The following is a 24,660-nucleotide window of genomic DNA, read 5'->3' on the forward strand; positions in this document are numbered from 1 at the left end:
AAACCAAAATTTTAGATTTAAGGATTTAACATGCATACTGATGTAAACACATTATTTGAGAGCCTTTGGAAAAACTACTTAAACGTAACACCATCGGCAGACAAAATTCATGACCTTTTAGGGTCAACGCAAAAAGATGACATTATTAACGATCATATTGCGCTGCGTACGTTTAATATTGAAAAAGTGGGTCTTGAAAAGCTCGCTGCTCACTTTTTAGCTATTGGTTACAAAGAATGTGGTGAGTACCATTTTGAAGCTAAAAAACTCTATGCAAAGCACTACGAGCATAGCGATCCTAATCAGCCAAAAGTGTTTATTTCTGAGCTATTAGTTGAAAAATGCTCGCCTGAGTTACAAGCCATCGTAACCGACATGGTTGACAAAATTGATGAAAGCGCAGTAACAGCTGATAACTTTTTGTATTCAGGCACGCATTGGCAAGTAAGCACCGATACTTATAAGCAGCTGCTAGCTGAAAGCGAGTATGCAGCGTGGATGTCGGCGTGGGGTTACCGCGCCAATCACTTTACAGTAAATATTAATACGCTTGCTAAGTTTGATAACATTCATGATGTTAACCAAGCCCTAAAAGACGCCGGCTTTTCGCTTAATACGTCAGGCGGTGAAGTTAAAGGCTCACCAGAGGTGTTACTAGAGCAATCGTCAACACTTGCTGATGAATACTCTGTTACCTTTAGTGACGGTGATATGAGCATCCCTAGCTGTTTTTATGAGTTTGCTATTCGTTACCCTAAAGCCGACGGTGAGCTTTATACTGGTTTTGTTGCAGCCTCAGCTGACAAAATATTTGAAAGCACCAATGCTCGATAGCAAAACCTAAAGTACTTTATTTAAAAAGCCCGTTATGGGCTTTTTTTATGTCGGTAAGTTATGTTGATTAATTATAAAAATAACGGTTTATAATCGTTTTCTAACTTTTCAAACGATAAATCGCCAATAAAGCGGCCAAAGCTCAACCAAGTTGCCAAACCGCGTAAGTCTTTAAAGTGTGGTGGCACAAATTGCGGGCTCTCAATTACACCTAAATCATGAAGCTGCGATATTAATCTAAAATCATCTATCGATATTTTACCTACCAGTAATAAAGGGAGTCTATCGATTCGACCAAGCTGTATCGCCACGCGTATTAAGTTATAAACCAGTACAAAGCCTTTAATGTAGGCAATATCTTTTGTAAAAGGCAGGCCTGTTGGCGTACTGCCTCTAAATACACGCTGCGCGAGTGTGTAGCTGTCATCTTTTGATAAACCTTGCGCTACATAGTCACGGTAAATATCTACAAATTCAGCGCCATCTATTACCTTTGTAACCGCTTGAATACGGTTAACTAATTTAGATAAACGCCTTGGTGTCGATTTTAAAGTAATAATTTCGGTTAATACTGCTAAGCCTTCTTGGGTAATAGTTGAGCTAGGCGTGCCTTTACTCAAACATGTTAAATACGGCTGTGCTAAACCATTTTGAGTGGTACCTACGTGTATCCACCCTTCGTGAACTTCTAAAATATCAAGTTCACGCTGAGAAAACTTAACATCTTGATTAAGCTTTATATTATTAGCACCTGCGGCTGCATCACTAACAATACCATCGCTAAGCATTACCTCTACGTTTATCCCTGTCATACTGGCATTTACTTGCTCAGACAAAATACGCACAGCATCAACAGCATCAATATTTTTAGGGTCGTCAGGCAGTATGTCGGCTATAAGTAAATTTTGCAGCGGTTTATCTAGCATATTAGCTAGCTCAGAAAGTGAGGGCTCACCAGCATGGAATAAGTCTTTAGGGTGACCAAATAACTCCACCGATAAGTCATGAAACTCTGGCGTTCCACGATACTCAAGCATACTTAATACCGTTTTATACTCGGTGCACATTTTTCCCATATATTGAGCAATCGGATTTAACTGCCCCAATTGGTTAATAATGTTACGGTGCAAAGTAGAAAATGCTTGGCGTAACTCGCTAGGTACAAAACCAAGGTCGCGCTGTTGATAATATGCACGATCGATGAGTGGGTTTTTTTGACATTTCTGTCTAAAAAACTCCTCTTTAGTTTGTTTATCCCAATTAATAGCATCGAGTATCCTAATTGGAGTTTGCAATGCAATTAATTGATCCGATAACTCACGAGTTTTTAGTAGTAACGCCTTGTCTATCATGCTCTAAGCTCAACAATAAATGAGTTTTGAGCATAATTTAAAAAAGCGAAATTACAAAGTAATATCACACTTTTTTAGCTATTGTTTTTAAGATGATCGACCCTCATATCTGTATCGTATGAGTTACTAAAGGAAGGGCATAAAACATGAAAAACGAAATCGATAACAAACAGATTTTGGCTGTGTATGAACGTATCATCCAAAAAGGTGAAATGACTAATGAAGGTAAATATTATCAGGGTGTTACAGCTTATTCAGACGTAGATGGCTATACGATATATTTACAAGGTAGCGGCGTTGAACTGCGCTTTGGTTTTCATAATACTTACCACCTTGACTACGAACATGAAAAGCATAAAGACGACTTTTTGAAAAAATTATATAACATTGCAAACGAGAGCTAATGCAACCACGAAAACGCAGACACCGCCCTACCAGTAAGCTCAATACTACTTTTATAAACCAAGTAGTAGAAGAGCTTAGAGCTGATCCAAGCAAAGTCTCAATTATTCAAGAAAATTTAGAACAGTACCGTGCTCAAACTCATCTAAAGCGTGGTTTTTTACTGGCTATAGAGCGCTTTGATTGGGTTTTTGAAGCAAGCAAAGATATAGACTTTATTTGCCAGCAAATTTTAGCTGATGACTATATTGGCAATAGACTAAGACGTTACCCCCTACTTTTTAAAGGCGTTATTAATAATACCTGACCTTTCAAAACCAAGCCCTTTAAAACGATAAAACCACAAAGTTTACTCTCTATATAAATTTATTAGAGCACTAAGCAATTGCAGGTTTAGCCCGCTTTTGTATTAATTTAATACTATTAGTACTCTAACTATTACTGCACTAATGATTATTGATCATTTTATTCATTTATTGCTGTAAACAAATCATTACTATTATTTAATTTCAAAATAAAATTCACAAGCCTTTGTTTTAAATAAAATAAAACAAAGTAAAACCTTATCTTCTTTATCGCATTAGTTGCGCTTTTATTAATGATTAATCTACATTTTGGCATCTAGATATTTACTTCAGCCTTGAATTGTTAGAGCTATTACCTTAAGCTTATGTTTATTGAACGTTCAATTAATAAAAATTATGCCTAAAGTCGGAATGGAACCTGTCAGACGTCAGCAGCTAATTGACGCGACTATAGAGTCAGTTGCAACTAATGGACTACAAGGCACAACTATAAACAGCATTAGTAAAAATGCCGGTTTATCGTCAGGCATTATTAGTCATTATTTTGGTGGTAAGCAGGGGTTAATTGAAGCCACTGTTAGATACTTACTAACAAGCTTAAAACAAGGCTTAATAAGTAAAGTAAATAACCAAACGAATGCCATTGAACGTTTAATGATTATTATCGAAGCCAACTTTGCGCTTGTACAACAGCGTAATGATACAACCCGAACGTGGTTAAGTTTTTGGGCGCAATCGATGCATGATGAAGAATTACACAGACTACAAAACGTAAACAGTAAACGCTTGCAAAGTAATTTAGCATTTTCTTTTAAGCAATTAATGCCTATTGAGCAAGCAAAGCAAGCTGCAGAACTTAGCGCCGCAATGATCGATGGCCTATGGTTAAGAGCAGTGCTGAGTAAATCAGACAATAATCAGTTTAAACACAGTGAAAAGTTAGCAAAAAGCTATGTACTTTCACTTATCAAGCAATATGGAGCCTAGCGTGACTACACCTGTCTATCAAAATTTTATTAACGGCCATTTTCTTGCAAACCAGAACGGCAAAACATTTGATGTAACAAACCCAGCAACGGGCGAGGTTATTTACGCAGTAGAAATTGCCGACGAATTTATTCAAAACGCAGCCATTGCCAGTGCAAAGCAAGGTTTTGCTCAGTGGTCAGCAATGACACCCATTGAACGTAGCCGCATTTTATTAAAAGCAGTGGCTATTTTACGCGAGCGCAACGATGAGCTGGCACTTGTAGAAGTACTTGACACCGGTAAACCAATGCAAGAAGCAAATTGTGTTGATATTGAAACCGGCGCTGATGTAATTGAATACTTTGCAGGCCTTGCGCCAGCACAAGTAGGCCAACAACAAATGGTTGGTGATGACTTTTACTACACACGTAAAGAGCCATTAGGTATTTGTGCGGGTATTGGTGCATGGAACTACCCACTACAAATTGCGTGTTGGAAGTCGGGCCCTGCCCTTGCAGCTGGTAATGCATTTATATTCAAACCATCTGAAGAAACACCACTTGGCGCACTTAAACTTGCAGAAGTCTTTGTTGAAGCTGGCGTACCTGCAGGTGTGTTTAATGTTGTTCAAGGCGCGGGCGATGTAGGCCAGTGGCTAACGCAGCATAGCGATATTGATAAAGTATCATTTACGGGTGAAGTAGGCACAGGTAAAAAAGTAGTAGCAAGTGCTGCCGGTACTTTAAAAGATGTCACGATGGAACTTGGTGGTAAATCTCCACTATTAGTATTTGATGATGCCAACATTGAGCAAGCGGTTAGCGCTGCTATGTTAGGTAACTTTTATACGCAAGGCGAAATTTGTACTAACTGTACACGTATTTACGTTCATAGAAATGTATATCAGCAGTTTATTGATGAGCTTAAAGCGCGCACTGAGAAAAACATTATTGCTGGCGACCCACAAGATTTAAATACTAACTTTGGCGCACTTATTTCTAAAAAGCACCAAGAACTAGTAATGAGCTACGTTAATAAAGGCATCGAAGAAGGTGCAACGCTATTAACCGGTGGTACAACGCTTTCACCTAAATCTGCACCTAATGGCTATTTTGTAGCACCGACTGTGTTTATTGATTGTAATGACGATATGACTATCGTTAAAGAAGAAATATTTGGCCCTGTAATGAGCGTGCTTGTTTTTGACGACGAAGACGATGTTATTGCACGCGCTAACGGGACTCACCTAGGCTTAGCTGCAGGCGTATTTACTAGCGATATTAAACGTGCGCACCGCGTGATTCATAAGTTACAAGCCGGTATTTGTTGGATTAATGCATACGGTAACTCACCTGCTGAAATGCCGGTTGGCGGTTATAAGCAATCGGGTATTGGCCGTGAAAATGGTATACAAACTCTTGATCAATACACGCAAACTAAGTCTATTTATGTTGGTATGGCCGACATAGAAAGCCCATTTTAAGGCGCCCTACTATGAGTAATCATTACGACTATATTATTGTTGGCGCGGGTTCGGCGGGTTGTGTTTTAGCAAACCGTTTATCTGAAGATTCAAGCAACCGCGTGTTACTACTTGAAACTGGCGGTAGCGATAAAAGTATTTTTATAAAAATGCCAACCGCGTTATCTATTCCTATGAATAGTGACAAATACGCATGGCAGTTTCATACGCAACCTGAGCCTCATTTAGATAACCGTGAAATGCATTGTCCTCGAGGCAAAGTATTAGGCGGCTCGTCATCTATTAATGGCATGGTATACGTACGTGGCCACGCAAAAGATTTTGACGAATGGCAGCAACACGGTGCAAACGGCTGGGATTACCAATCGTGTTTACCGTATTTTCAAAAAGCAGAAAGCTTTTACCTTGGTGAAAATACTTACCGTGGTGGCAAAGGCCCGCTTGGCGTTAATAACGGCAACGAAATGAAAAACCCGCTTTACCGTACCTTTATCAAAGCAGGTGTACAAGCCGGTTATGCTTCTACAGATGATTATAATGCGTCGCAGCAAGAAGGTTTTGGCCCAATGCACATGACCGTAAAAGACGGCGTGCGCAGCTCTGCTTCTCGTGAGTATTTAGACCCTGTTAAATCGCGTAGTAATTTAACAATTATTACCGGTGCACTAGCACAACGCGTGATTTTAGATGGCAAAAAAGCCACTGGCATTGAATACAAAGTAAATGGCGACGTTAAAACTGCACATGCTGCAAAAGACGTTGTACTAAGTGCAGGGCCAATTGGCTCTCCACATATTTTACAACTCTCTGGTATTGGTGATACTCAAGCGCTTGAAAAAGCAGGCGTTGAAGTACAGCATCATCTACCAGGTGTTGGTCAAAACTTACAAGATCATCTTGAGTTTTACTTTCAATACAAGTGTAAGCAACCTATCACGCTTAACGGCAAGCTAGGCATTGTTTCAAAAGGGTTGATTGGTGCGCGCTGGTTATTAACGCGTTCGGGCTTAGGGGCAACGAATCATTTTGAATCGTGTGCGTTTATTCGCTCAAAACCAGGTGTTGAATGGCCAGATATTCAGTATCACTTTTTACCAGCGGCTATGCGTTACGATGGTAGAAGTGCATTTTCAGGTCATGGTTTTCAGGTACATGTTGGTCATAACAAACCAAAAAGTCGCGGTAGTGTGACTATTGCTTCTGCTAATCCTGAGCAACCACCAACCATTTTATTTAATTACCTTGAACACCAAGACGATATTGAAGGCTTTAGAGCGTGCGTTCGCTTAACACGCGACATAATCGAGCAAAGTGCCTTTGATGAATACCGCGATGAAGAAATTCAACCCGGTAAACATATTCAAACAGATGAAGAAATAGATGCCTTTGTACGCCAAGCCGTAGAAAGTGCCTACCACCCTTCTTGCTCATGCAAAATGGGTGAAGATGATATGGCCGTTGTTAACTCAAATACGCAAGTACATGGTATTGAAGGACTACGTGTTGTTGACTCATCTATATTCCCAACTGTTCCTAACGGAAACTTGAATGCGCCTACTATTATGGTTGCCGAAAAAGCAGCTGACATAATTTTAGGTAAAGACCCATTACAGAAATCGGATGTGAATGTTGCCATAACAACAAACTGGCAAGACACACAACGTAGTTCGGAGATCTAACTTTAGCCACATGCTTAGGTTTAGTCTCGTCGGGCTAAACCAATGCGTGCCTTGCAGTGGCACACGATGTAAATAGGTTACGTTGTGTTAATGCGAGAATAAAACAATAAAATACGGAGTGCTTATGAATTATTTTTATTCATTACTGGAGGGTAACAATGACTATTTGGCTTAATGCAGGGATCATTTTTACCTTACTTGCCATTATCACTATTTTAATTAAATGGGGTAATGTTCGCGTAGTAGGTGTAACACCAGTTCGAACCTTTACGTTTATAGCAATACTATTTACTTCTGGCCTAGATGTTGGCCTTATCATGTTTCCTTTAACTGAGTTTGCAGGTTATGCAGACATAAAAGCAAGCCCAGAATACGCGTTTGCAAATCCACTAGCTATTGAGTTTGGCTATTGGGGATTTTTGATCTGGGGATTTTACTTTCTTACGTGCTTTTATTTCTGTGTAATAGAACCTAAAGTGAAATTTTTCGAAATTCCTTGGGTTAAATTTATCAATAATGTTGTAATTATTGGTACATGTGCATTTACCGCTTATTTACTGCTTACAAACCTACCGTGGTATTTACCCGAATTAGGTGATGGAACAAGCATAGTTTCTGAGTTTTATTTAATTGTGTTTGCGGCTATCTGTTTTGCGGTTTACTCAAGTACTGATATTAAATATGTGCGTATTTTAAGTATTTCTACTACGTGGTTATTTTTAGCTTTAATCGCCTTTATGTGGGCTGGCGCATTTGTAATTGGTGATAGTCAAATGTCAGCATTTACGAATAACTTAGGCTCTATTGGTACTTACTTTGCCAACATTAATGAATTTGTTTTACCGCTTAATGATTACCATGAGTTTTACTTATTCTGGTGGTTTGCGTGGAGCATAATGATTGGTCAATTTACATCACGCTTTGTTGGTGGACTTAAAACATACCAAGTATTGGGTGCGATGTTGATTTTCCCTTCTATTCCGATTGCGATTTGGTTTAGCGTACTTTATCACTACCATGAGGCGGGCATCCCTACTCAAGGTATTAAAAACTTTGCCATGGTATTTGTAGGTATCATATTTGTAATTAACTCTCTCGATTCGTTAGTGCGTTTATATACAGATAACCTAAACTTTACCGTAAAGCGTTTTGGCAAAATGAAATACATAATCGGAAATGTTGTTGCCCTATCACTACTTACACTATTGTTTAAATTAGAATTTTTACAAATTCAATGGGTAGGCGCATTAGTTATTGGCTTGTTCTTTATCTGTGCTGGCTTCATTTGTTACAGTAAATTTAAAACAGTAACGAATATAGATAGCTCACCAAAAGCAAACGCAATTGATTACACAAAAATAGACACAGTACACTAGGGATTAATAATGAATAACAAACTAAAACAACTTGTAGTAGCACTACCATTTGCACTTTTATCAACGACTGCAGCAGCTGATTGGTCAACAACAATCACGGCAGCGTCTGACTACACTTTTAATGGTGTGAGCCAAACTGATAGCGACCCTGCAATTCAAGGTAGCTTGGACTACGCCTTTGATAGTGGTGTTTACGCAGGTGTATGGGCTTCAAATGTAGATTTTGGTGACGACACTGATTTTGAGCTTGATGCCTATGTAGGTAAGTATGTACAACTTGATGAGCAATTTAGCGTTGACTACGGTATTGCGTATTACACTTATCAAGGTAATAACAGCGATGGCAACTACGCTGAGGCTTACACTAAATTTGGTTTCGCAAGTGAGTACGGCCAAACTGAGCTTAATTTTTGGTACAGCTGGGATTACTTTGGTCAAGGTGGAGGCCATGTAATCTCAATGATTGCACACACCTATGAGCTGGCTCCAAATCATGCACTACGTGCAAGCTTTGATATTTCAAACTCGCTTGATGGACAAAAATGGGCGTGGGACGTAAACGAGAAAAAATCATACAACCATTACCGTTTAGCATATCAAACTAGTTATGAAGGGTTTGGTATTGAAGTGGCCGCTGAAAACACAAGCTTAGATTACGATTATGCTGATGAGCGTATCGTACTTGCTGTTTCACGCACATTTGATCTTTAATACAATAATTACTGATTAAACAAAAAATGCCACTCTACTTAGAGTGGCATTTTTATTTGTAAACTAACTAACTAACTAACTAACTAACTAACTAACTAACTAACAATATCCCAAGCACTTGTACCCGATGCTGAAAGGTTACTGGTGTTATTGCGTAATACTTTATTACCTACATTAGCTGATGACTCAGGTCGGCTTACTAAATAACCCTGAACAGAACTCACACCCATTTTTTTAACAAGTTCAAACTGCCCTATTTCTTCAACGCCTTCAGCTACAATTTTAAGACCTAGCTTTTTCCCAAGATCACTAATTGTATTTAATATATCGTTATATTTTTGGCTTTTATTGGCTTGGGCTATAAACGAGCGATCAATTTTAATAACATCTATTGGTAAATCAGCTAATGTGCTTAGGGAGCTAAAACCTGTACCAAAGTCATCAATAGCAATGGTGATGCCCTCTTCTCTTAGCCTGCTTAGCTCTTTAATTATTTTAGGACTGGCTTTAATAAACGTTGATTCTGTAATTTCAAGCATTAAAGACGTAGCCGGTAAACCGGTTTTTTTAAGCTTCTTCATTATCCAATCATAAATATCACGATGCTTTAATTGAATGCCTGAAACATTTACTGATATTTTGACTTTTCGCATACCTGCATTATGCCAAGCAGCCATTTGTCGACACGATTCAAGCATAATCCAATCGCCAAGTTCTAATATTAAATTAGACTCTTCAGCTATTGGAATAAATTCTGAAGGTGGGATCATACCCTCTACAGGGTGATCCCATCGGGCAAGCGCTTCGAAGTAATCAATCATGCAATCTTCAACATGCACAATCGGTTGAAAAGATAAGTAAAAATCTTTACAAGCGACCGCCAAACGAAGCTCTTCAAGTAAGTAATGGTAACGGCGCATTTTATTACCCATTTCTGGCGAGTAAACTTTAAATATTCCCTTACCATCGCTTTTAGCTCTATACATAGCCACGTCTGCTAATTGCAAAAGAGCTTGCGGCGTTGACGCACTTTCTGGATAAGCAGCTATACCAATACTGGCACTAATTTTTACTATTTTATTACCTAATACGAAGTCTTTTTCAAGCTCACTTAGCACGTGCTTTGCAATTTCAACAACTCTATCGCTATCATCAAGCAGTTCTATAAAAATGGAGAATTCATCGCCTCCTAAACGGGATAAATTTTGCTCTAACTGGTTAGCACCATTTATATTACTTAATTTATGATGGCGTAAAACGTTTGCGAGTCTACTAGCAACTTGAACTAATATTTCATCACCAAAACTGTGACCAAACGAGTCGTTTACTTGTTTAAAACCATCAAGGTCTATAAACAGGAGCGCACACTTGAGATCTTCTTGATTAGCATGATTAATTTGTCTGTCGATATGTTCAATATATGCATGACGGTCAATTAATAACGTCAGTTTATCTTGGCATATACTGGTTTGAGTTTGTTTTACATAATTAGCCACATGCGTATTTAAACTATTTATTGATTGGCTTAAGCTGCTTACACCCAAAGGGTTCTCTGCCGGTTTTACTTGCAAATTAAATGCAGTGAGTAAGCTATTGGCTTGAAGATTAAGCTCCGCTATTTGATTTTTATAATGACGCTTTCTACGCTCTCTGCGTAAGTACAGGCCAGAACCAAATATTAAGATACATAAAAGTAAAAAATTAATAGGTGATGCAAGTGTCATTATAATTAACTTACTTGAATCAGCAGCTACAAACTGGGTGTCAGTGGTTTTAATAAGCAAAAAGTCGGCAGTGGGCTGCTCAATTATATAGTGGCCATTTAAGATCGGATTATACCAAGGAGCCATATCAAGAGTGGTATTCGTTATTTCGAAATTTCGTATATCAATACTGGTACTAAATAAATTTATACGATTAATCTGATTCGTTAACTCTATGTTTATGCAAAAACAAAATAGAATTATGATTAGGAAAATAAAACCGAGCGGCTTAAGTTTACTCATAAAAAAAATCCATCTACTTTGCTTCTCCTATCAAACCTATTACCAAAAACGGATTATATCGCTTGCATTTAGTACTACGCAAGCATTGATATAATCCTAAGCCATTAGAATAACAAAAAATTGTAACAATAACGGATTAACTAATTATATTTGATATATAGTATAGGTGGGATTAACAAAAATAAACAAAAAGGTTCTAATTGTTTAAAATTTAATACATACCGTCAATAAGCTCTATAATTTTTTCTTCAGCGTCTATAAACTTATCCAATCCACCACCGGTGCGATAAGATGCTTGTGCTATTTTTTCATTCGTTTCAACGTCTTTAATCCAAATATTTGCGTATGCCATATAGAGCGCTATATCCCAACGCCAATTTGCTACGTAGTAAGCCACTGCATTACATCCTGTCGTATCCGCACCTGGTAATTCGGTCTGGTAGTCTTGGTGTTTCAATACATAATTGGCTGGAATTACCCGAGTTTCAACATCATGCTTTGCAAAACCTTTTTTCATCGCATCTATAACACCTTCTTTAACAGCTTTATGCTCAGCAATACATACTGTTTTAGGTTTATTTGTTTCAAAGCGAGTAATATCCTGCTTTGCTGCACAACCGGCTAATATAACGAGCATTTCTGCTGCACTGTAATTTTTAGCGATTACAGCTGCCATGCATAGCTAACTTTTGTAAAAAATGTACGCTGATCTCGCTCAATATTTTTAAGAGAATCGTCTTGGTAACCTCTATCTGAGTAACCCAAATAAAACAGTGTTTGCGCATTAATTTTATATGAGTAAACAAGCTGGCTGCCATAGTCTTTATTGATTTGACTAACTTGGTAAAAGTAGGCGTTTTCGTCTCTATCAATGTCTTCAAATTGTAAAATTAATTTAAGAATTGAACGCATGCTAAATTTATAATGAAGTCTAAAGTCGACCAAGTTAGCAGTAAATACGCGATCCCCTTGCGGGTTATCTAATTGACTGTAGTTATGTTTTACATCGAGCTGCCAATGGTCGTTAATGTCCCAAACCACTTGGGTTTGAGTGTCAAACGCATCGCCTAATTGCTCATTTGCATAATCAATGCGGCTAGCGTATTCAATATATAACGAAAGCTTTAAATCTTTAGTGGGTTTAAAGCCCGTATAAATAAAACCAATATTTTGATTATAAAAATTGTCGTTATAGTTTTCATAACGGTGCACTAAACCAATTTCAAAAATAGATTGTTTTTGGCCTTTAAAGCTTAAAAAGCTTTCGTATTCTTCTTCAAGTAAGTCGCCGTTTTGCGCCCACGTTTTATCCCAGTCAGCTTCGTATGACCATGAGGTAAGTAAATCAGATTCATCTCTGTACCATGTTTGTCCGCCACCAAAGCCTACTTTTTCATAATCAACTTTAGCTTGATAACCTAAATCGGTGCGGTAGTCCTGCCCAATATTTTCATAAGATGCAAATAATTTGTAATCACGTTTATCGCGGGTAAGTTCCAGGGCATATGCTTCATCTGACTGAGTTTCAGATAAGTTATAATTTTGAATTAAAAATTCAGAGTTACGTGTATCAGCAGATGATACTTGATACAAAAGAGTATCCGATTGATTAAACCAGTAGCTTCCATCCACTGATAATACAGTGTTGTGATAGTCATCACTTTCTCTGTGCGTGCTTGAAATACCAATAGTACCTTGCTGACCTAAGTCATATTGATAACGCCCTGCGGCTGCATTCGTTTTTTCGTTTAAGCTTGCAAAGCCAGAGCCCTGATTCGTTGGCAGTAAAATATTACTATTGTCGTCATCAGCGAGCATTAACGCATAACTATGATCACCCGTTTTACCCGTTAATTTTGCACCTAAAGTAGGCTCTGCAATTGTACGTGTGTATAAAAGCTCAAATAAGCTACTTTTAAAGTAAGAAGCACCATCTAAAAAGAAAGGACGTTTTTCAGCGTAATAAATTGAAAAGGTTGTATTTACATCAAGCTCTAAAGAGTCAGTTTCTACTTGCGAAAAATCAGGATTAATTGTCGCGTTTAAAACAGCATCTTTTGTTAAACCCCAGCGTAAATCTAAGCCCACTTCAGTATCTATATCACCCTTATCCCAATCGCCTGGCAACGCAGATTTATTATCGTTACGAAGTGTGGTTAATGTAGGTGTTAATTGGATATTTTTACTCGATTCAATGTCACTAAAACCCACTAACTTATCAAACTGGCAAAGGCTGCATTTCACATTTCTATCAAACCCCATATTTGATAGCTGATATAGCACATCTCGTTGGTAGTTTCTCATTACAGAAAAACCCCACGTTAGCTCATTTTTATTTTCAGGAAAACGCAGTGCTTTAAAAGGAATACGCATTTCAACAATGTAACCTTTGTCGTTAATTTGTCCTGCGCTATCCCAAATAGCATTCCATGAGGTATCAGAACTCCATCCATCGGTGTCGGTCATTCGTATATCGCCTTGTGCACCAAGGGGATTTACATGAAATTCATAACCACTGCGTTCATCATTAAATGTATCAATAACAAGAATGACTACGTCGTCTTCCCATAGCGTATCGCGATCACGAAGTGATGCACGAATTTGTTCAGGGTTTGGATCCTCTGCAATGAAGGCAACATATAAGTTTGTGCCATCTTCGTAAATAAAGGCATCAGTTTTTACAGGAGGTGTGCCTTTTTCGTTAGGCTCATCTTGGTAGAGTAGAGGTATACGTGTCGCATTTTGCCAGTGCGCTTCATCCATAACACCATCAATAGTGATATTTGAATCAATACGAGATAAGGATACTTGCTGTTTACCAGCCGCTACATCAAGGCTTGAGAGTAATAAAACGCAACTTAAAAATAGGAAGGTAAACTTTTTTATTATAATTATAAAGTACTGCATAAACATCCATTTAGACTGTAATTACTCATAGGGAGTAACTTAAGCTGGGGATTGTAATTTATCCAGGTACATTTGTTAATACTTTGAAATAAAAAATTAACTATTTAATGATAAAGGAGTAACTAATTGTTACGTATTATGTTTCGAGTAGTTTAAGTTTATCGTCTATACCATTCCATACATCAGCGTCCTCTGGTGCAGGTTTAACCTCTGTAATGCGCGGCCAGACCAGTGCAAGTTCAGCATTCAATTCAGTAAACTCTTTTTGAGATTCTGGTAATTCATCTTCTTGATATATAGCATCAGCTGAACACTCAGGGACACATAAACCACAATCGATACAATCAATCGGGCTAATTGCTAAAAAATTAGGGCCTTCAAAAAATGCATCTGCCGGGCACACTGATACGCAATCGGTGTACTTACATTTTATACAATTTTCGGTGACTACAAACGCCATACTATTTTAATACCTAAGATTTTAAACAACAGTTGTGGATCATACCCATCCACTCCAAAAATACAATAAATAAGTGCCATATCACCCTATTTTAACGTAAAATACGCGCCTTATGTTTGCACACCCGTTGTGCCCTGCATCCCCTTATTGTGAGCGGTAATAATACCCCGCTATGACACCTAAAAGAGATATAAATGATACGTTTAACCGAAATAAAGCTGCCACTTGATCATGACGAAGATGCAATTGGTCAAGCAATTGTAAATAAACTAAAAATCCAACCAGAACAATTGCACAGTTTTAATGTGTTTAAGCGTGGTTATGATGCACGTAAAAAATCAGCTATTTTACTGATTTATACACTCGATATAGAAGTTGATAACGAAGCCGAGCTACTCGCGGCATTTGAAAAAGACCAACATGTAAAAGTAGCGCCAGACACAAACTATAAATTTGTAGCCCACGCCAGCGAAAATATAACAGAGCGCCCTGTTGTGATTGGTTTTGGCCCTTGTGGTTTATTTGCAGGCTTATTACTTGCTCAAATGGGCTTTAATCCCATTATATTAGAGCGCGGTAAAGAGGTACGTGAACGTACAAAAGACACGTTTGGCTTTTGGCGTAAACGCACACTTAATACCGAATCAAATGTACAATTTGGTGAAGGTGGCGCAGGTACATTCTCAGACGGTAAGTTATACAGCCAAGTAAAGGATCCAAAACATTACGGTCGTAAAGTCATTACTGAATTTGTAGAAGCAGGCGCACCCGATGAAATTTTATACGTAAGTAAGCCACACATTGGTACGTTTAAACTTGTCACCATGATTGAAAAAATGCGCGCTCGTATAATAGAACTAGGCGGCGAAATTCGCTTTAGCACACGTGTTGACGATATTCATTTAGACGACGGGCAAGTAACAGGTTTAACGCTTTCAAATGGCGAGCAACTAAACACTCGCCATGTTGTATTAGCCGTTGGTCACAGCGCACGTGACACGTTTGATATGATCCACAAAAAAGGGATTTATGTTGAAGCAAAGCCATTCTCAGTCGGTTTTAGAATCGAACATAAACAATCAATGATCGATGAATGTCGTTTTGGTGCAAATGCAGGAAACCCAATTTTAGGCTCTGCCGATTATAAACTTGTTCATCATTGCGACAATGGCCGCACAGTTTACAGCTTTTGTATGTGCCCAGGTGGCACAGTAGTCGCTGCAACCTCTGAAAAGGGCCGCGTTGTTACCAACGGTATGAGCCAATATTCACGAAGTGAGCGCAACGCTAACAGCGCTATTGTGGTAGGCATATCACCGGAGCAAGATTTCCCAGGTAATCCACTTGCTGGAATAGACTTACAACGTAAACTTGAAGAGCAAGCGTATGAGCTTGGTGGTAGCAACTACGATGCACCAGCCCAGTTAATTGGCGACTTTTTGAAAGGTAAATCATCAGAAAACTTAGGTGAAGTACAACCCTCTTACACACCCGGTATTAAGTTAACTGACTTGAGTAAAGTGCTACCACAATTTGCTATTGATGCCCTTCGCGAAGCGATACCAGCGTTTAATAAACAAATTCGTGGCTTTTCAACTAACGACGGTTTACTAACCGGCGTTGAAACACGTACTTCGTCGCCTATTAGTATTAAGCGTGATAAAACATTCCAAAGTATTAACACCAAAGGGCTTTACCCTGCAGGTGAAGGCGCAGGCTACGCGGGCGGTATTTTATCAGCGGGTATTGATGGTATTAAAGCGGCTGAAGCGGTCGCACTGTCTATGTTAGAAAACGCTTAAACCTCTTTTTTAAGCCGTTTATCGAAAAGCCTCACTTTGTGAGGCTTTTTTGTGCTAAATGTATAGAAAATAATAACACCTCAAGCACCTCAACAATGATCAAAACATTTACCTTTTCGTTGCTTAGTGTATTAGCAATTTTTAACGCTAAAGCACAAGAGCTAAAAACCATCGATGAAATTCACAGTGCATATAAAAATAATTCTATTAATGCACAGCAACTCACCCAAAATTATATAGACCGAATTAATAAACTTAATCCACACTATAATGCGGTTATTAGTTTAGAGCCTACAGCTATTGCTCAAGCTAAAACGTTAGATGAACTTGCCGTCAAAGGAACTTGGGCTGGGCCATTACATGGAATACCTGTACTTCTTAAAGATAATATAGAAACTAAAGGCACACTTCCCACAACGGCTGGCTCTTTAGCACTTAAAAATAACGTTACTGATAATGATGCTTTTGTTGTTAAACAACTACGTAATGCGGGCGCTATAATTTTAGGTAAAGCTAATTTAAGTGAGTGGGCAAATTTTCGTTCATCCTATTCATCTTCAGGCTGGAGTGCCGTAGGCGGACAAACACATAATGCGCACGATGTAACACGTAACCCATGTGGTTCTAGCGCAGGTTCTGCTGTTGCGGTAGCACTTAACTTTGCGCCTATAGCATTAGGGACTGAAACAGACGGTTCAATTACGTGCCCTGCCTCAGTAAATGGAGTTTATGCAATAAAACCGAGTATGGGCCAAGTATCACGCTCAGGCGTTGTGCCTCTTTCAAGTAGCCAAGATTCAGTAGGGCCGATGGCGCATTCTCTTAAAGATTCGCTGCTGGTTTTATCTGTTTTGCAAGGTGAAGACTCCCTTGATGCGACAACTACAGGGTTTGAATTAAAAACAGGTAATCTAAAATCAAAATCATCACTTATTATTGGTGCACTGCCTAGCGACAAATTTACAGTTGAAACGCAGCGCCTTTATGCCAAGCAGTTACAAGCATTAAAACAGGCTGGGCACACTGTTATTAATGTAGATATTACTGATAACTTAGATACGCTATTTGTTGATGAATACTATATTTTACTTTATGACTTCAAAGCCGAAATTAATCATTACCTCGCAAACACTCCAACACAAGTGGCTGTTAAAAGCCTAAAAGCACTTATTAATTTTAATATTCAAAATAAAAAAACAGAAATGCCCCACTTTGAGCAAGACATCCTAGTTCAATCACAGGCTATTGATTTAACTAACAAACAAAAATACCAGGAGACTAAAGAACGCTATCGCACTTTAGCAACGACAGCCATTGTTAATGTATACAAAAACAACAAGCTTGATATTGTTATAGCGCCTACAGTATCCCCCGCCTGGAAAACTGACTTAGTTAATGGTGATAATTTTAATGGCAGTAGTAGTTCGTTATCTGCTATTGCTGGCACAACGCACATAACCCTACCGGTCGGAAAAGTAAGTGGTTTACCGGTTGGTTTGTCCATAATAGCAAATAAAGAGGACGAGCAAGCGGCTTATTTATACGCAAATATTATTGACGAGGTGTTATCACCAGGCACAAAAAAACCTGAGTAAACTCAGGTTTTTTTTAAACTAAACGGCGTTAACTATGACTTTTTAAGTGACAGTTTTTCGCCTTTTAAGCTTTTACGAACGCTTGAAATACGTGAGCGATTTACTGCTCTCGCTTCACCGGTTGCTTGTCCTGATAACTTGTTAGAACGTGTACGGCGTAAATGCGCTGGTTTTTTACCAATTTTATCAATTAGTACTTCACGGTTACTTACTTCATAACCTTCTAAATATACACGTTTGATTTTTTGGCCGATTAGCGTTTCAATTTCAAACAAAGTGTTTTCTTCTTCACGGCTAACAAATGAGATTGCTTGACCTTGGCGACCAGCACGACCTGTACGGCCAATACGGTGAACGTAATCTTCTGCAAGCCATGGTAAATCAATATTAATTACACGAGGTAAGCCATCAATATCAATACCACGAGCAGCGACTTCTGTAGCCACTAATACGCGTACCTTGCCTTCTTTAAATTCACGTAAAGCACGACGACGGTTACCTTGAGATTTATCACCGTGGCAAACACCTGCCGGGATACCATCAAGATTAAGCTCTTTAACAAGCTCATCAGCTGTTTCTTTCATGTTTACGAAGACAAGCACTTGTTGCCAGTTTTTCTTACCAATCAATTCAGAAAGTAGCTCTTGCTTACGACGTTCTTCAACTGGGTAAACAACATGCTCAACGGTGCTTGCTGTACTGTTAGTTTGATCAACACGCACTATTTCAGCTTGTTTCAATACTTTAGATGCAAATTGTTTAATTGCTGCAGGGAATGTAGCAGAGAAAAGTAAAATCTGGCGCTCTTCTGCACAGCTTTTAATAACGTTTTGCATATCTTCAATAAAGCCCATATCAAGCATACGGTCAGCTTCATCAAGAACAAGGTGCTTAACACTTGCAAGGCTTAAGTTACCTAAACGAATATGATCAAATAAACGACCTGGCGTTGCAACAACAATATCTACACCTTCTTTTAAAGCATTTGCTTGGCCGGCAGTGCTAACACCACCAAATAAGCTAACGACTTTAAGTGATGTATGCTTTGCAAAATCTCTAAAATTATTTGCAATTTGTTCTGCAAGTTCACGCGTTGGAGCAAGTACTAATGCATGAGGTGCATTAGTTGTGCTGAGTTCAGACTCAACCAATTTTTGGATGATAGGTAAAGCAAACGCGGCAGTTTTGCCGGTACCAGTTTGTGCACTGGCTAAAACGTCTTTACCTTTACGAACAGCAGGAATTGCTGCGCGCTGAATGGGCGTAAGGGTGTGATAGTTAAGTTCGTCCAACGCCTGGATGATTTCAGGAGCGAAACTAAAAGATTTAAAATTCATGCTGTATAACCTACGGCCACATTATCAAGGGTCGCAAATTATACAGTAAAAACGAGCTAACAGTTAGTCATAACTTATCTTTTAACGTGTTTAATCTACTTTATAGCGTTTAAATATTAAAGAGGTGTTAATACCACCAAACGCAAAGTTATTACTCATCACGTAATCGGTATTAATCTCACGCCCTTGATGCCTTATGTAATCAAGCTGAGCACATTCGTCATCAACGTTATCTAAATTAATTGTTGGTGCAAACCAGTTATCAGCCATCATATTAATGCTTGCCCATGCTTCTATTGCACCACAAGCACCTAATGTATGCCCCAAATAACTTTTTAACGAGCTAATAGGTTTGCTGCCCAATGCTTTAAACGTTGCGTGAGACTCGGCAATATCACCTTTATCTGTTGATGTACCATGAGCATTAACGTAACCAATTTTTCCTGGTTCTAAATTGGCATCTTGCAGTGCCATTTCTATCGCTAGTTGCATTGTTTTTGATGTTGGTTGAGTAACGTGCTGTCCATCAGAATTACAACCAAAACCAACCACCTCAGCTAATATTGTTGCTCCGCGCGCTTTTGCATGTTCGTATTCTTCTAAAATAAGTGTACCCGCGCCTTCGCCTATCACTAAGCCATCGCGATTTTTATCAAAAGGTCTTGGTGTTTGTTTTGGTGTTTCATTTTTTGTAGATGTTGCATAAAGCGTATCAAATACGGCGGCTTCAGTAATACATAACTCTTCAGCTCCACCAGCCACCATTATTTTTTGTCGGCCAAACTTAATCGCTTCATAGGCGAAGCCTATTCCTTGAGATCCCGATGTACAAGCAGAGCTTGTTGTTATAACACGCCCTTTTAAACCAAAAAACACACCAACATTTACAGGGGCAGTATGTGCCATCATTTTAATGTAACTCGTGGCTGTTACACCTGACATCGACCCCGTTTCCATCATATTTGCAAAGGCGAGTAGTGGCTCAGTAGAGCCAGTAGATGAGCCATACGCTATGCCCGTAGAGCCATCTGTTAGACTTTCGTGCTCGAGTAATTTGGCTTGTTCAAGTGCGCATTCAGTAGCACGAGTTGACATAAGTGACACTCGCCCCATTGAACGGACTTGTTTTCGTTTGTAATGACTTGGTCGCTCAAAGTGTTTAACTGGCGCGGCTAAACGAGTATTGAGGTCGTCAGCTATATCCCACTCTGGCATAGTAACAACAGCATTTTCGCCTTTAATTAAGGCTTGTTTGAATTCAGACCAATCATCGCCCAATGCAGTGACCACCGACATCCCTGTTACAACAACGCGTTTAATCAAACCATGCCACCATTAACCGAAATCACTTGGCGTGTTATGTAAGCTGCATCATCAGACATTAAAAAAGCGACTGTTCCCGCAACTTCTTTAACGCTCCCCATGCGTTTAAGGGGTATCATTTTCATCATTTCATCAATAGGTAATTCATCAGTCATCGCGGTTTCTATTAAACCAGGTGCCACACAATTAACTGTGATTTTGCGTTTTGCCAATTCTAATGCAAGTGCTTTAGTGGCCCCAATAATACCGGCTTTTGCTGCACTATAATTTACTTGTCCTCGGTTACCTGCAATACCTGACACCGATGACATTGTAATTATTCGCCCACCTTTACGGCTTTGTACCATAGGCATTACAGTTGGGTGTACTACATTATAAAACCCATCAAGGCCTGTACGTATTACACAATCCCAGTCTTCCCCTTGCATAGCAGGAAATGCCATATCGTTAGTAATACCTGCATTACACACCACGCCATAATAAGCGCCATGCTGAGCTATATCTTCTATTATTTGTGCTTTGGCCTGCTCTCTGTCACATACATCAAATTGTAATAAACTGGTGGCTCTACCTAATGCATTAATTTCATCGCATGTTGCTTGAGCTTGCTCAACACCCGCTCTGCAATGTACTGCAATATCAAACCCTTGCTCAGCAAGTTTTAACGCAATAGCTTTACCAATACCACGGCTTGAACCCGTAACTAAAATTCTTTTTGTCATTGATTTTCTCTTATAAATTCCAACGGGTTTTCAGGCTGAAATACATTAATTTTTGCTTGGCAAAGTAGAGTTTCACACACGAGTATTTGGCATTCAAATACACTTAAACCTGACTCTTCTTGATATAGCTTTTTCACTTCAATAGTCAGCTTACTGCCGTTTTTAAAACACGGTTGATAAGTTTGATATTTTCGCGTGCCAATTAAAAAACCAATTTTTACAGGTTTATTTTCATCATTCGCTAACGCACCAGCGTAAGCGGCAATAGACTGCGCCATGTACTCAACACCAATATAGCTAGGTACGCCGTTAATTGCAGGACTAAAAAAAGGGCTTTGCTCAGTGATAGTAACGCCGCATTGAGCTTCATCTTCGCTGTGTGTTAAAAGGCTATCTATTAAAATCATAGGCGCATCGTGCGGGACTACTTGCTCTATAGGGTAATTAGTCAACGTTAACTCCCAATATTAAGCTGGCATTATTACCGCCAAACGCAAATGAATTAGATAAGCAGTATTTAAGAGCGGGCTTAAACGCTTGTTTTATTATTTTTATATCAGCCAAATCACTGCCTTCTTTAATCGCGTTATACGGCAGCATATGTTGGCCGCTGTCTTTTAATAATAACCAACATATACCGGCTTCAATGGCACCTGCAGCACCAAGAGTATGCCCTGTTAAATGCTTACTTGAGCTAAGCGGGGTATTGTTGCCAAACACGCGATTAATTGCAAGTGCTTCCATTTCGTCATTTTTTACAGTAGCCGTACCGTGAGCGTTAATATAATCAATATCACCACAGGATAACTTTGCGCTTTTTAGTGCTTTTTCCATTGAGGCTTGGGCGCCCATCCCATTAGGATCGGGGGCTGACATATGATGCGCATCTGAGCTTTCGCCACTGCCTAGTAACATAACACCGTTATTTGTTATTGGCTTATTTTTAGTCATTACAAATAAAGCGGCCCCTTCACCAATATTAATGCCGTCTCTGGTGCTAGAAAAAGGCTGGCATAAACCCGAGCTTAAAGAAGCGAGCGAGTCAAAGCCATTAATTGTTAATTGGCACAAACTATCCGCACCACCACAAATTACCACATCGGCTAAATCAGCATTTAGCAAAGCTCGGGCGCTAATTAACGCTTTGCTACTCGACGTGCACGCAGTAGAAATACTGTAACAAGGCCCTAGAGCCCCTATTTTATGTGCAATATAATGAGCGGGTGTAGCTAACTCTTGATCACTGTAACTAAAGTCATCAGGCCAGAGTTTTGTACTTTCATAGTTTTTACGCGCTCTTTCGCCATCATGAATACCTGATGTACTAGTACCCATTACAATTGCGATACGCGACTTATCAATATGCGAAAGTTTATCTAAGGTTGGCTTAATCTGCTCTAAAGCTAGATCAATAAATGTATTGATACGTTTATTATTTGATAAAGCAATAGACTGAACTTGCCCGACATACAGCGGAGTTTGCTCAGCACTTAAACTTTTATTTAAAGTTAATAAAGGAGTTGCAGGGTTATATTTATTTAAGCTTGTTGTGGTTGCATCTTGGCCTATGCCCATCGCACTCACAATGCCTAAATCATTCAGCCAATATGTCACTGTTCTACCTTTTTAAATGTTATTTGATACTGATGTAAAATATTGTTCAACGTTGTCGACTCATCACTATAGTCAATGGTGATAAATGTACCCTCATCGTTAAATACTTCCCGATTAGAGCCAACCTGCTCTATTAAAGCACCCTCTAACTGCTTTTGTAAAAATGCTACTGGCCAATGTACTAATGCAATATCCGCTAAAATATAATGAGGGTCTATCCCTTCTACCGCCAGCATATTTCGTGTTTTTACTGGGCCATTTAAAGGTTTTTCAAGCTCCATAATCGGAAAGCCTTGCACTGTCATTAACAATAACTTAATTGCACCTTTGTCATTTATAGCTAATTGGGCAAATACAGTGTGTGTGTTTTGCTGATTCGTAATATACAAAACATGCTGCCAAGACTTATCAAACATTTGTGCTGGCACACTATTAATATTTAATTGAATATTAGGTGATAGATACACTCTATTTTTAGATGCTGTAAAACTCGTACATGCGCTCAATACAGCAAATATAAATACACTACACACCACATACTTAATTAATTTTGACATAACTGAGCCAACACATTTAAACGGCGTTCACTTTGTGCAACAAATGGGTTATTTGTATCCCATGCGTAGCCCGCTAAAATAGCACTAATCATTTCTCGCACCTGAGTATTTTGTTCAGAGTAAAATATCACATCCTGAAAACGCGTATCGTACCACCCTGTTACAAATGTTCTAAAACAATCGACCCCAGCTTGTAATGGCTGTGCGTAGTGAGCGTCAAAATCGACGACTTCGTTTTTTAAATAGCGATCAACAAGTGGGGCAATTAAATTTGCAGATTTGAGTGCAATTGTTACACCTGATGAAAATACCGGGTCTAAAAATTCCCCCGCATTACCCAATAAAGCAAAGTGCTTACCATATAACTTACTCACATTTGCCGAGTAGCCTTTTATATTTTTTGCTGGAGTTAATAACTCACGCTGCGCTAACAGTGTTTTTAAATAAGGGTCTTGCTCTATAAATTGATTTAGTAAATCGCTAGATTCATCATCATTAAAACGCTTTGACTGCGCCACAACCCCAATACTCGCAGTACCATCACTAAAGGGAATAAGCCAATACCACACGTCTGAATATTGAGGGTGTACGGTAATCAAAATTTTATTTCGATCGAAGCTTGTATCACTAATATTGTCTTTAAAGTGACTAAAATGAGCGCTTCGAATAGGAAAGTTAGAAGGAAGCTCTAAATCTAACAATTTTGGTAATACACGCCCAAAGCCACTTGCGTCCAATACAAATCGGGCATTAACGCGATAAGCTTGCTGCTGCTCATTGTGTACCACTAATGATGCACCATTTGGCTCATCACAGTAGTCAACCACCGTGTGCTTATATCTGATTTCTACGCCTTGTCCTTGTGCTTTTTCTGCTAATAATTTGTCAAAGTCGGCTCTTTTCACTTGATACGTAGTGCCTGGGCCTTTAGTAAATTTTTCAGTGAAATTTATAGTTGTATTTTGCCCTGCCCGATGAAAAGCAGCGCCATCTTTAAACTGAAAACCTAAAGCCGCTGCATTGTCATGTAGTGTATCGATTAAACCCGCGTCTTCTAAGTACGCCATACATTGCGGCAGTAAGCTTTCACCAATTGAAAAACGTGGAAACACCTGCTGTTCAAGTACCAGTACCCGCCATCCCTTTTGAACTAAAAGACTACTAGCCAATGCACCCGAAGGCCCAGCGCCAATAACAACAACATCGTACTGCTCAAGGTTATTCAA

General features: G+C 39.0%; 22 protein-coding genes. 10 read left to right on the forward strand and 12 right to left on the reverse strand.

Going from position 1 to position 24,660, the window contains the following annotated elements:
- Nucleotides 1–30 precede the first annotated feature (30 nt).
- Nucleotides 31–834 (forward strand): DUF1338 domain-containing protein, encoded by an 804-nt coding sequence (locus GQR52_RS07655; protein ID WP_007580767.1) that lies wholly within the window; start codon nt 31–33, stop codon nt 832–834.
- Between the two features lie 71 nt (nt 835–905).
- Here the strand turns inward: GQR52_RS07655 and GQR52_RS07660 are convergent, their stop codons facing one another.
- Nucleotides 906–2,186, reverse strand: coding sequence for a flavohemoglobin expression-modulating QEGLA motif protein (locus GQR52_RS07660; RefSeq protein WP_101216981.1), 1,281 nt, complete (start codon nt 2,184–2,186; stop codon nt 906–908).
- 146 nt (nt 2,187–2,332) lie between these two features.
- Here GQR52_RS07660 and GQR52_RS07665 point away from each other — a divergent pair, with 146 nt between their 5' ends.
- From GQR52_RS07665 to GQR52_RS07695, 7 genes are all read left to right on the forward strand, one after another.
- Complete coding sequence (locus GQR52_RS07665; protein ID WP_101216982.1) at nt 2,333–2,590, forward strand: DUF3081 domain-containing protein; 258 nt, start codon at nt 2,333–2,335, stop codon at nt 2,588–2,590.
- Nucleotides 2,590–2,895, forward strand: a complete 306-nt coding sequence (locus GQR52_RS07670; RefSeq protein WP_165728039.1) for a hypothetical protein — start codon at nt 2,590–2,592, stop codon at nt 2,893–2,895. Before GQR52_RS07665 ends, GQR52_RS07670 begins: the two co-directional genes overlap by 1 nt.
- Before the next feature lie 409 nt (nt 2,896–3,304).
- On the forward strand, nt 3,305–3,880 hold the full coding sequence (gene betI, locus GQR52_RS07675) for a transcriptional regulator BetI (protein WP_010553010.1): 576 nt from the start codon (nt 3,305–3,307) through the stop codon (nt 3,878–3,880).
- Between the two features lies 1 nt (nt 3,881).
- Nucleotides 3,882–5,345 carry a betaine-aldehyde dehydrogenase gene (betB, locus tag GQR52_RS07680; protein WP_165728040.1) on the forward strand — a complete coding sequence of 488 codons (1,464 nt, stop codon included), beginning with the start codon at nt 3,882–3,884 and terminating at the stop codon, nt 5,343–5,345.
- A gap of 11 nt (nt 5,346–5,356) precedes the next feature.
- A complete protein-coding gene (betA, locus tag GQR52_RS07685) occupies nt 5,357–7,024 on the forward strand; it encodes a choline dehydrogenase (protein ID WP_165728041.1) in 1,668 nt (555 codons plus the stop codon).
- Nucleotides 7,025–7,182: 158 nt separating this feature from the next.
- Nucleotides 7,183–8,400: a BCCT family transporter gene (locus tag GQR52_RS07690; protein WP_165728042.1), complete on the forward strand. Its 1,218-nt coding sequence runs from the start codon at nt 7,183–7,185 to the stop codon at nt 8,398–8,400.
- 9 nt (nt 8,401–8,409) lie between these two features.
- Nucleotides 8,410–9,111, forward strand: coding sequence for a TorF family putative porin (locus GQR52_RS07695; RefSeq protein WP_165728043.1), 702 nt, complete (start codon nt 8,410–8,412; stop codon nt 9,109–9,111).
- A 95-nt stretch (nt 9,112–9,206) separates the two neighbouring features.
- On the opposite strand, the gene GQR52_RS07700 is transcribed toward GQR52_RS07695, so the two are convergent.
- The 4 genes from GQR52_RS07700 to fdxA all read right to left on the reverse strand — a co-directional run bounded on the left by GQR52_RS07700 (nt 9,207) and on the right by fdxA (nt 14,484).
- Nucleotides 9,207–11,117: a bifunctional diguanylate cyclase/phosphodiesterase gene (locus GQR52_RS07700; RefSeq protein WP_165728044.1), complete on the reverse strand. Its 1,911-nt coding sequence runs from the start codon at nt 11,115–11,117 to the stop codon at nt 9,207–9,209.
- Nucleotides 11,118–11,328: 211 nt separating this feature from the next.
- Entirely contained in the window at nt 11,329–11,793 is a 465-nt protein-coding gene (locus tag GQR52_RS07705) for an Sbal_3080 family lipoprotein (protein WP_165728045.1), read from the reverse strand.
- Entirely contained in the window at nt 11,781–14,024 is a 2,244-nt protein-coding gene (locus GQR52_RS07710) for a carbohydrate binding family 9 domain-containing protein (protein WP_165728046.1), read from the reverse strand. The genes GQR52_RS07705 and GQR52_RS07710 overlap by 13 nt, the downstream gene beginning before the upstream one ends.
- 136 nt (nt 14,025–14,160) lie before the next feature.
- Nucleotides 14,161–14,484 (reverse strand): ferredoxin FdxA, encoded by a 324-nt coding sequence (gene fdxA, locus GQR52_RS07715; protein WP_002958626.1) that lies wholly within the window; start codon nt 14,482–14,484, stop codon nt 14,161–14,163.
- Nucleotides 14,485–14,678: 194 nt separating this feature from the next.
- Here fdxA and GQR52_RS07720 point away from each other — a divergent pair, with 194 nt between their 5' ends.
- The gene (locus GQR52_RS07720; protein WP_165728047.1) at nt 14,679–16,286 is read left to right on the forward strand and encodes an NAD(P)/FAD-dependent oxidoreductase; all 1,608 of its coding nucleotides are present in this window, start codon (nt 14,679–14,681) and stop codon (nt 16,284–16,286) included.
- Between the two features lie 95 nt (nt 16,287–16,381).
- Nucleotides 16,382–17,881 (forward strand): amidase family protein, encoded by a 1,500-nt coding sequence (locus tag GQR52_RS07725; RefSeq protein ID WP_165728048.1) that lies wholly within the window; start codon nt 16,382–16,384, stop codon nt 17,879–17,881.
- Nucleotides 17,882–17,913: 32 nt separating this feature from the next.
- Here GQR52_RS07725 and GQR52_RS07730 read toward each other — a convergent pair whose 3' ends face one another.
- The 7 genes from GQR52_RS07730 to GQR52_RS07760 all read right to left on the reverse strand — a co-directional run bounded on the left by GQR52_RS07730 (nt 17,914) and on the right by GQR52_RS07760 (nt 24,660).
- Nucleotides 17,914–19,218, reverse strand: a complete 1,305-nt coding sequence (locus GQR52_RS07730; protein ID WP_002958629.1) for a DEAD/DEAH box helicase — start codon at nt 19,216–19,218, stop codon at nt 17,914–17,916.
- A 90-nt stretch (nt 19,219–19,308) separates the two neighbouring features.
- Nucleotides 19,309–20,538, reverse strand: a complete 1,230-nt coding sequence (locus tag GQR52_RS07735) for a beta-ketoacyl-ACP synthase (protein WP_165728072.1) — start codon at nt 20,536–20,538, stop codon at nt 19,309–19,311.
- On the reverse strand, nt 20,538–21,263 hold the full coding sequence (gene fabG / locus GQR52_RS07740) for a 3-oxoacyl-ACP reductase FabG (RefSeq protein WP_007580797.1): 726 nt from the start codon (nt 21,261–21,263) through the stop codon (nt 20,538–20,540). The genes GQR52_RS07735 and fabG overlap by 1 nt, the downstream gene beginning before the upstream one ends.
- Entirely contained in the window at nt 21,260–21,715 is a 456-nt protein-coding gene (locus tag GQR52_RS07745; protein WP_024591752.1) for a hotdog family protein, read from the reverse strand. Before GQR52_RS07745 ends, fabG begins: the two co-directional genes overlap by 4 nt.
- A complete protein-coding gene (locus GQR52_RS07750; RefSeq protein WP_165728049.1) occupies nt 21,708–22,877 on the reverse strand; it encodes a beta-ketoacyl-ACP synthase in 1,170 nt (389 codons plus the stop codon). The genes GQR52_RS07745 and GQR52_RS07750 overlap by 8 nt, the downstream gene beginning before the upstream one ends.
- On the reverse strand, nt 22,874–23,434 hold the full coding sequence (locus GQR52_RS07755; protein WP_024591750.1) for a DUF3261 domain-containing protein: 561 nt from the start codon (nt 23,432–23,434) through the stop codon (nt 22,874–22,876). The genes GQR52_RS07750 and GQR52_RS07755 overlap by 4 nt, the downstream gene beginning before the upstream one ends.
- Nucleotides 23,422–24,660: an NAD(P)/FAD-dependent oxidoreductase gene (locus tag GQR52_RS07760; protein ID WP_165728050.1), complete on the reverse strand. Its 1,239-nt coding sequence runs from the start codon at nt 24,658–24,660 to the stop codon at nt 23,422–23,424. Before GQR52_RS07760 ends, GQR52_RS07755 begins: the two co-directional genes overlap by 13 nt.

Origin of the sequence: Pseudoalteromonas sp. 31A1 (assembly GCF_011378815.1) — a bacterium.
Taxonomy (GTDB): Bacteria; Pseudomonadota; Gammaproteobacteria; order Enterobacterales; family Alteromonadaceae; genus Pseudoalteromonas; species Pseudoalteromonas arctica.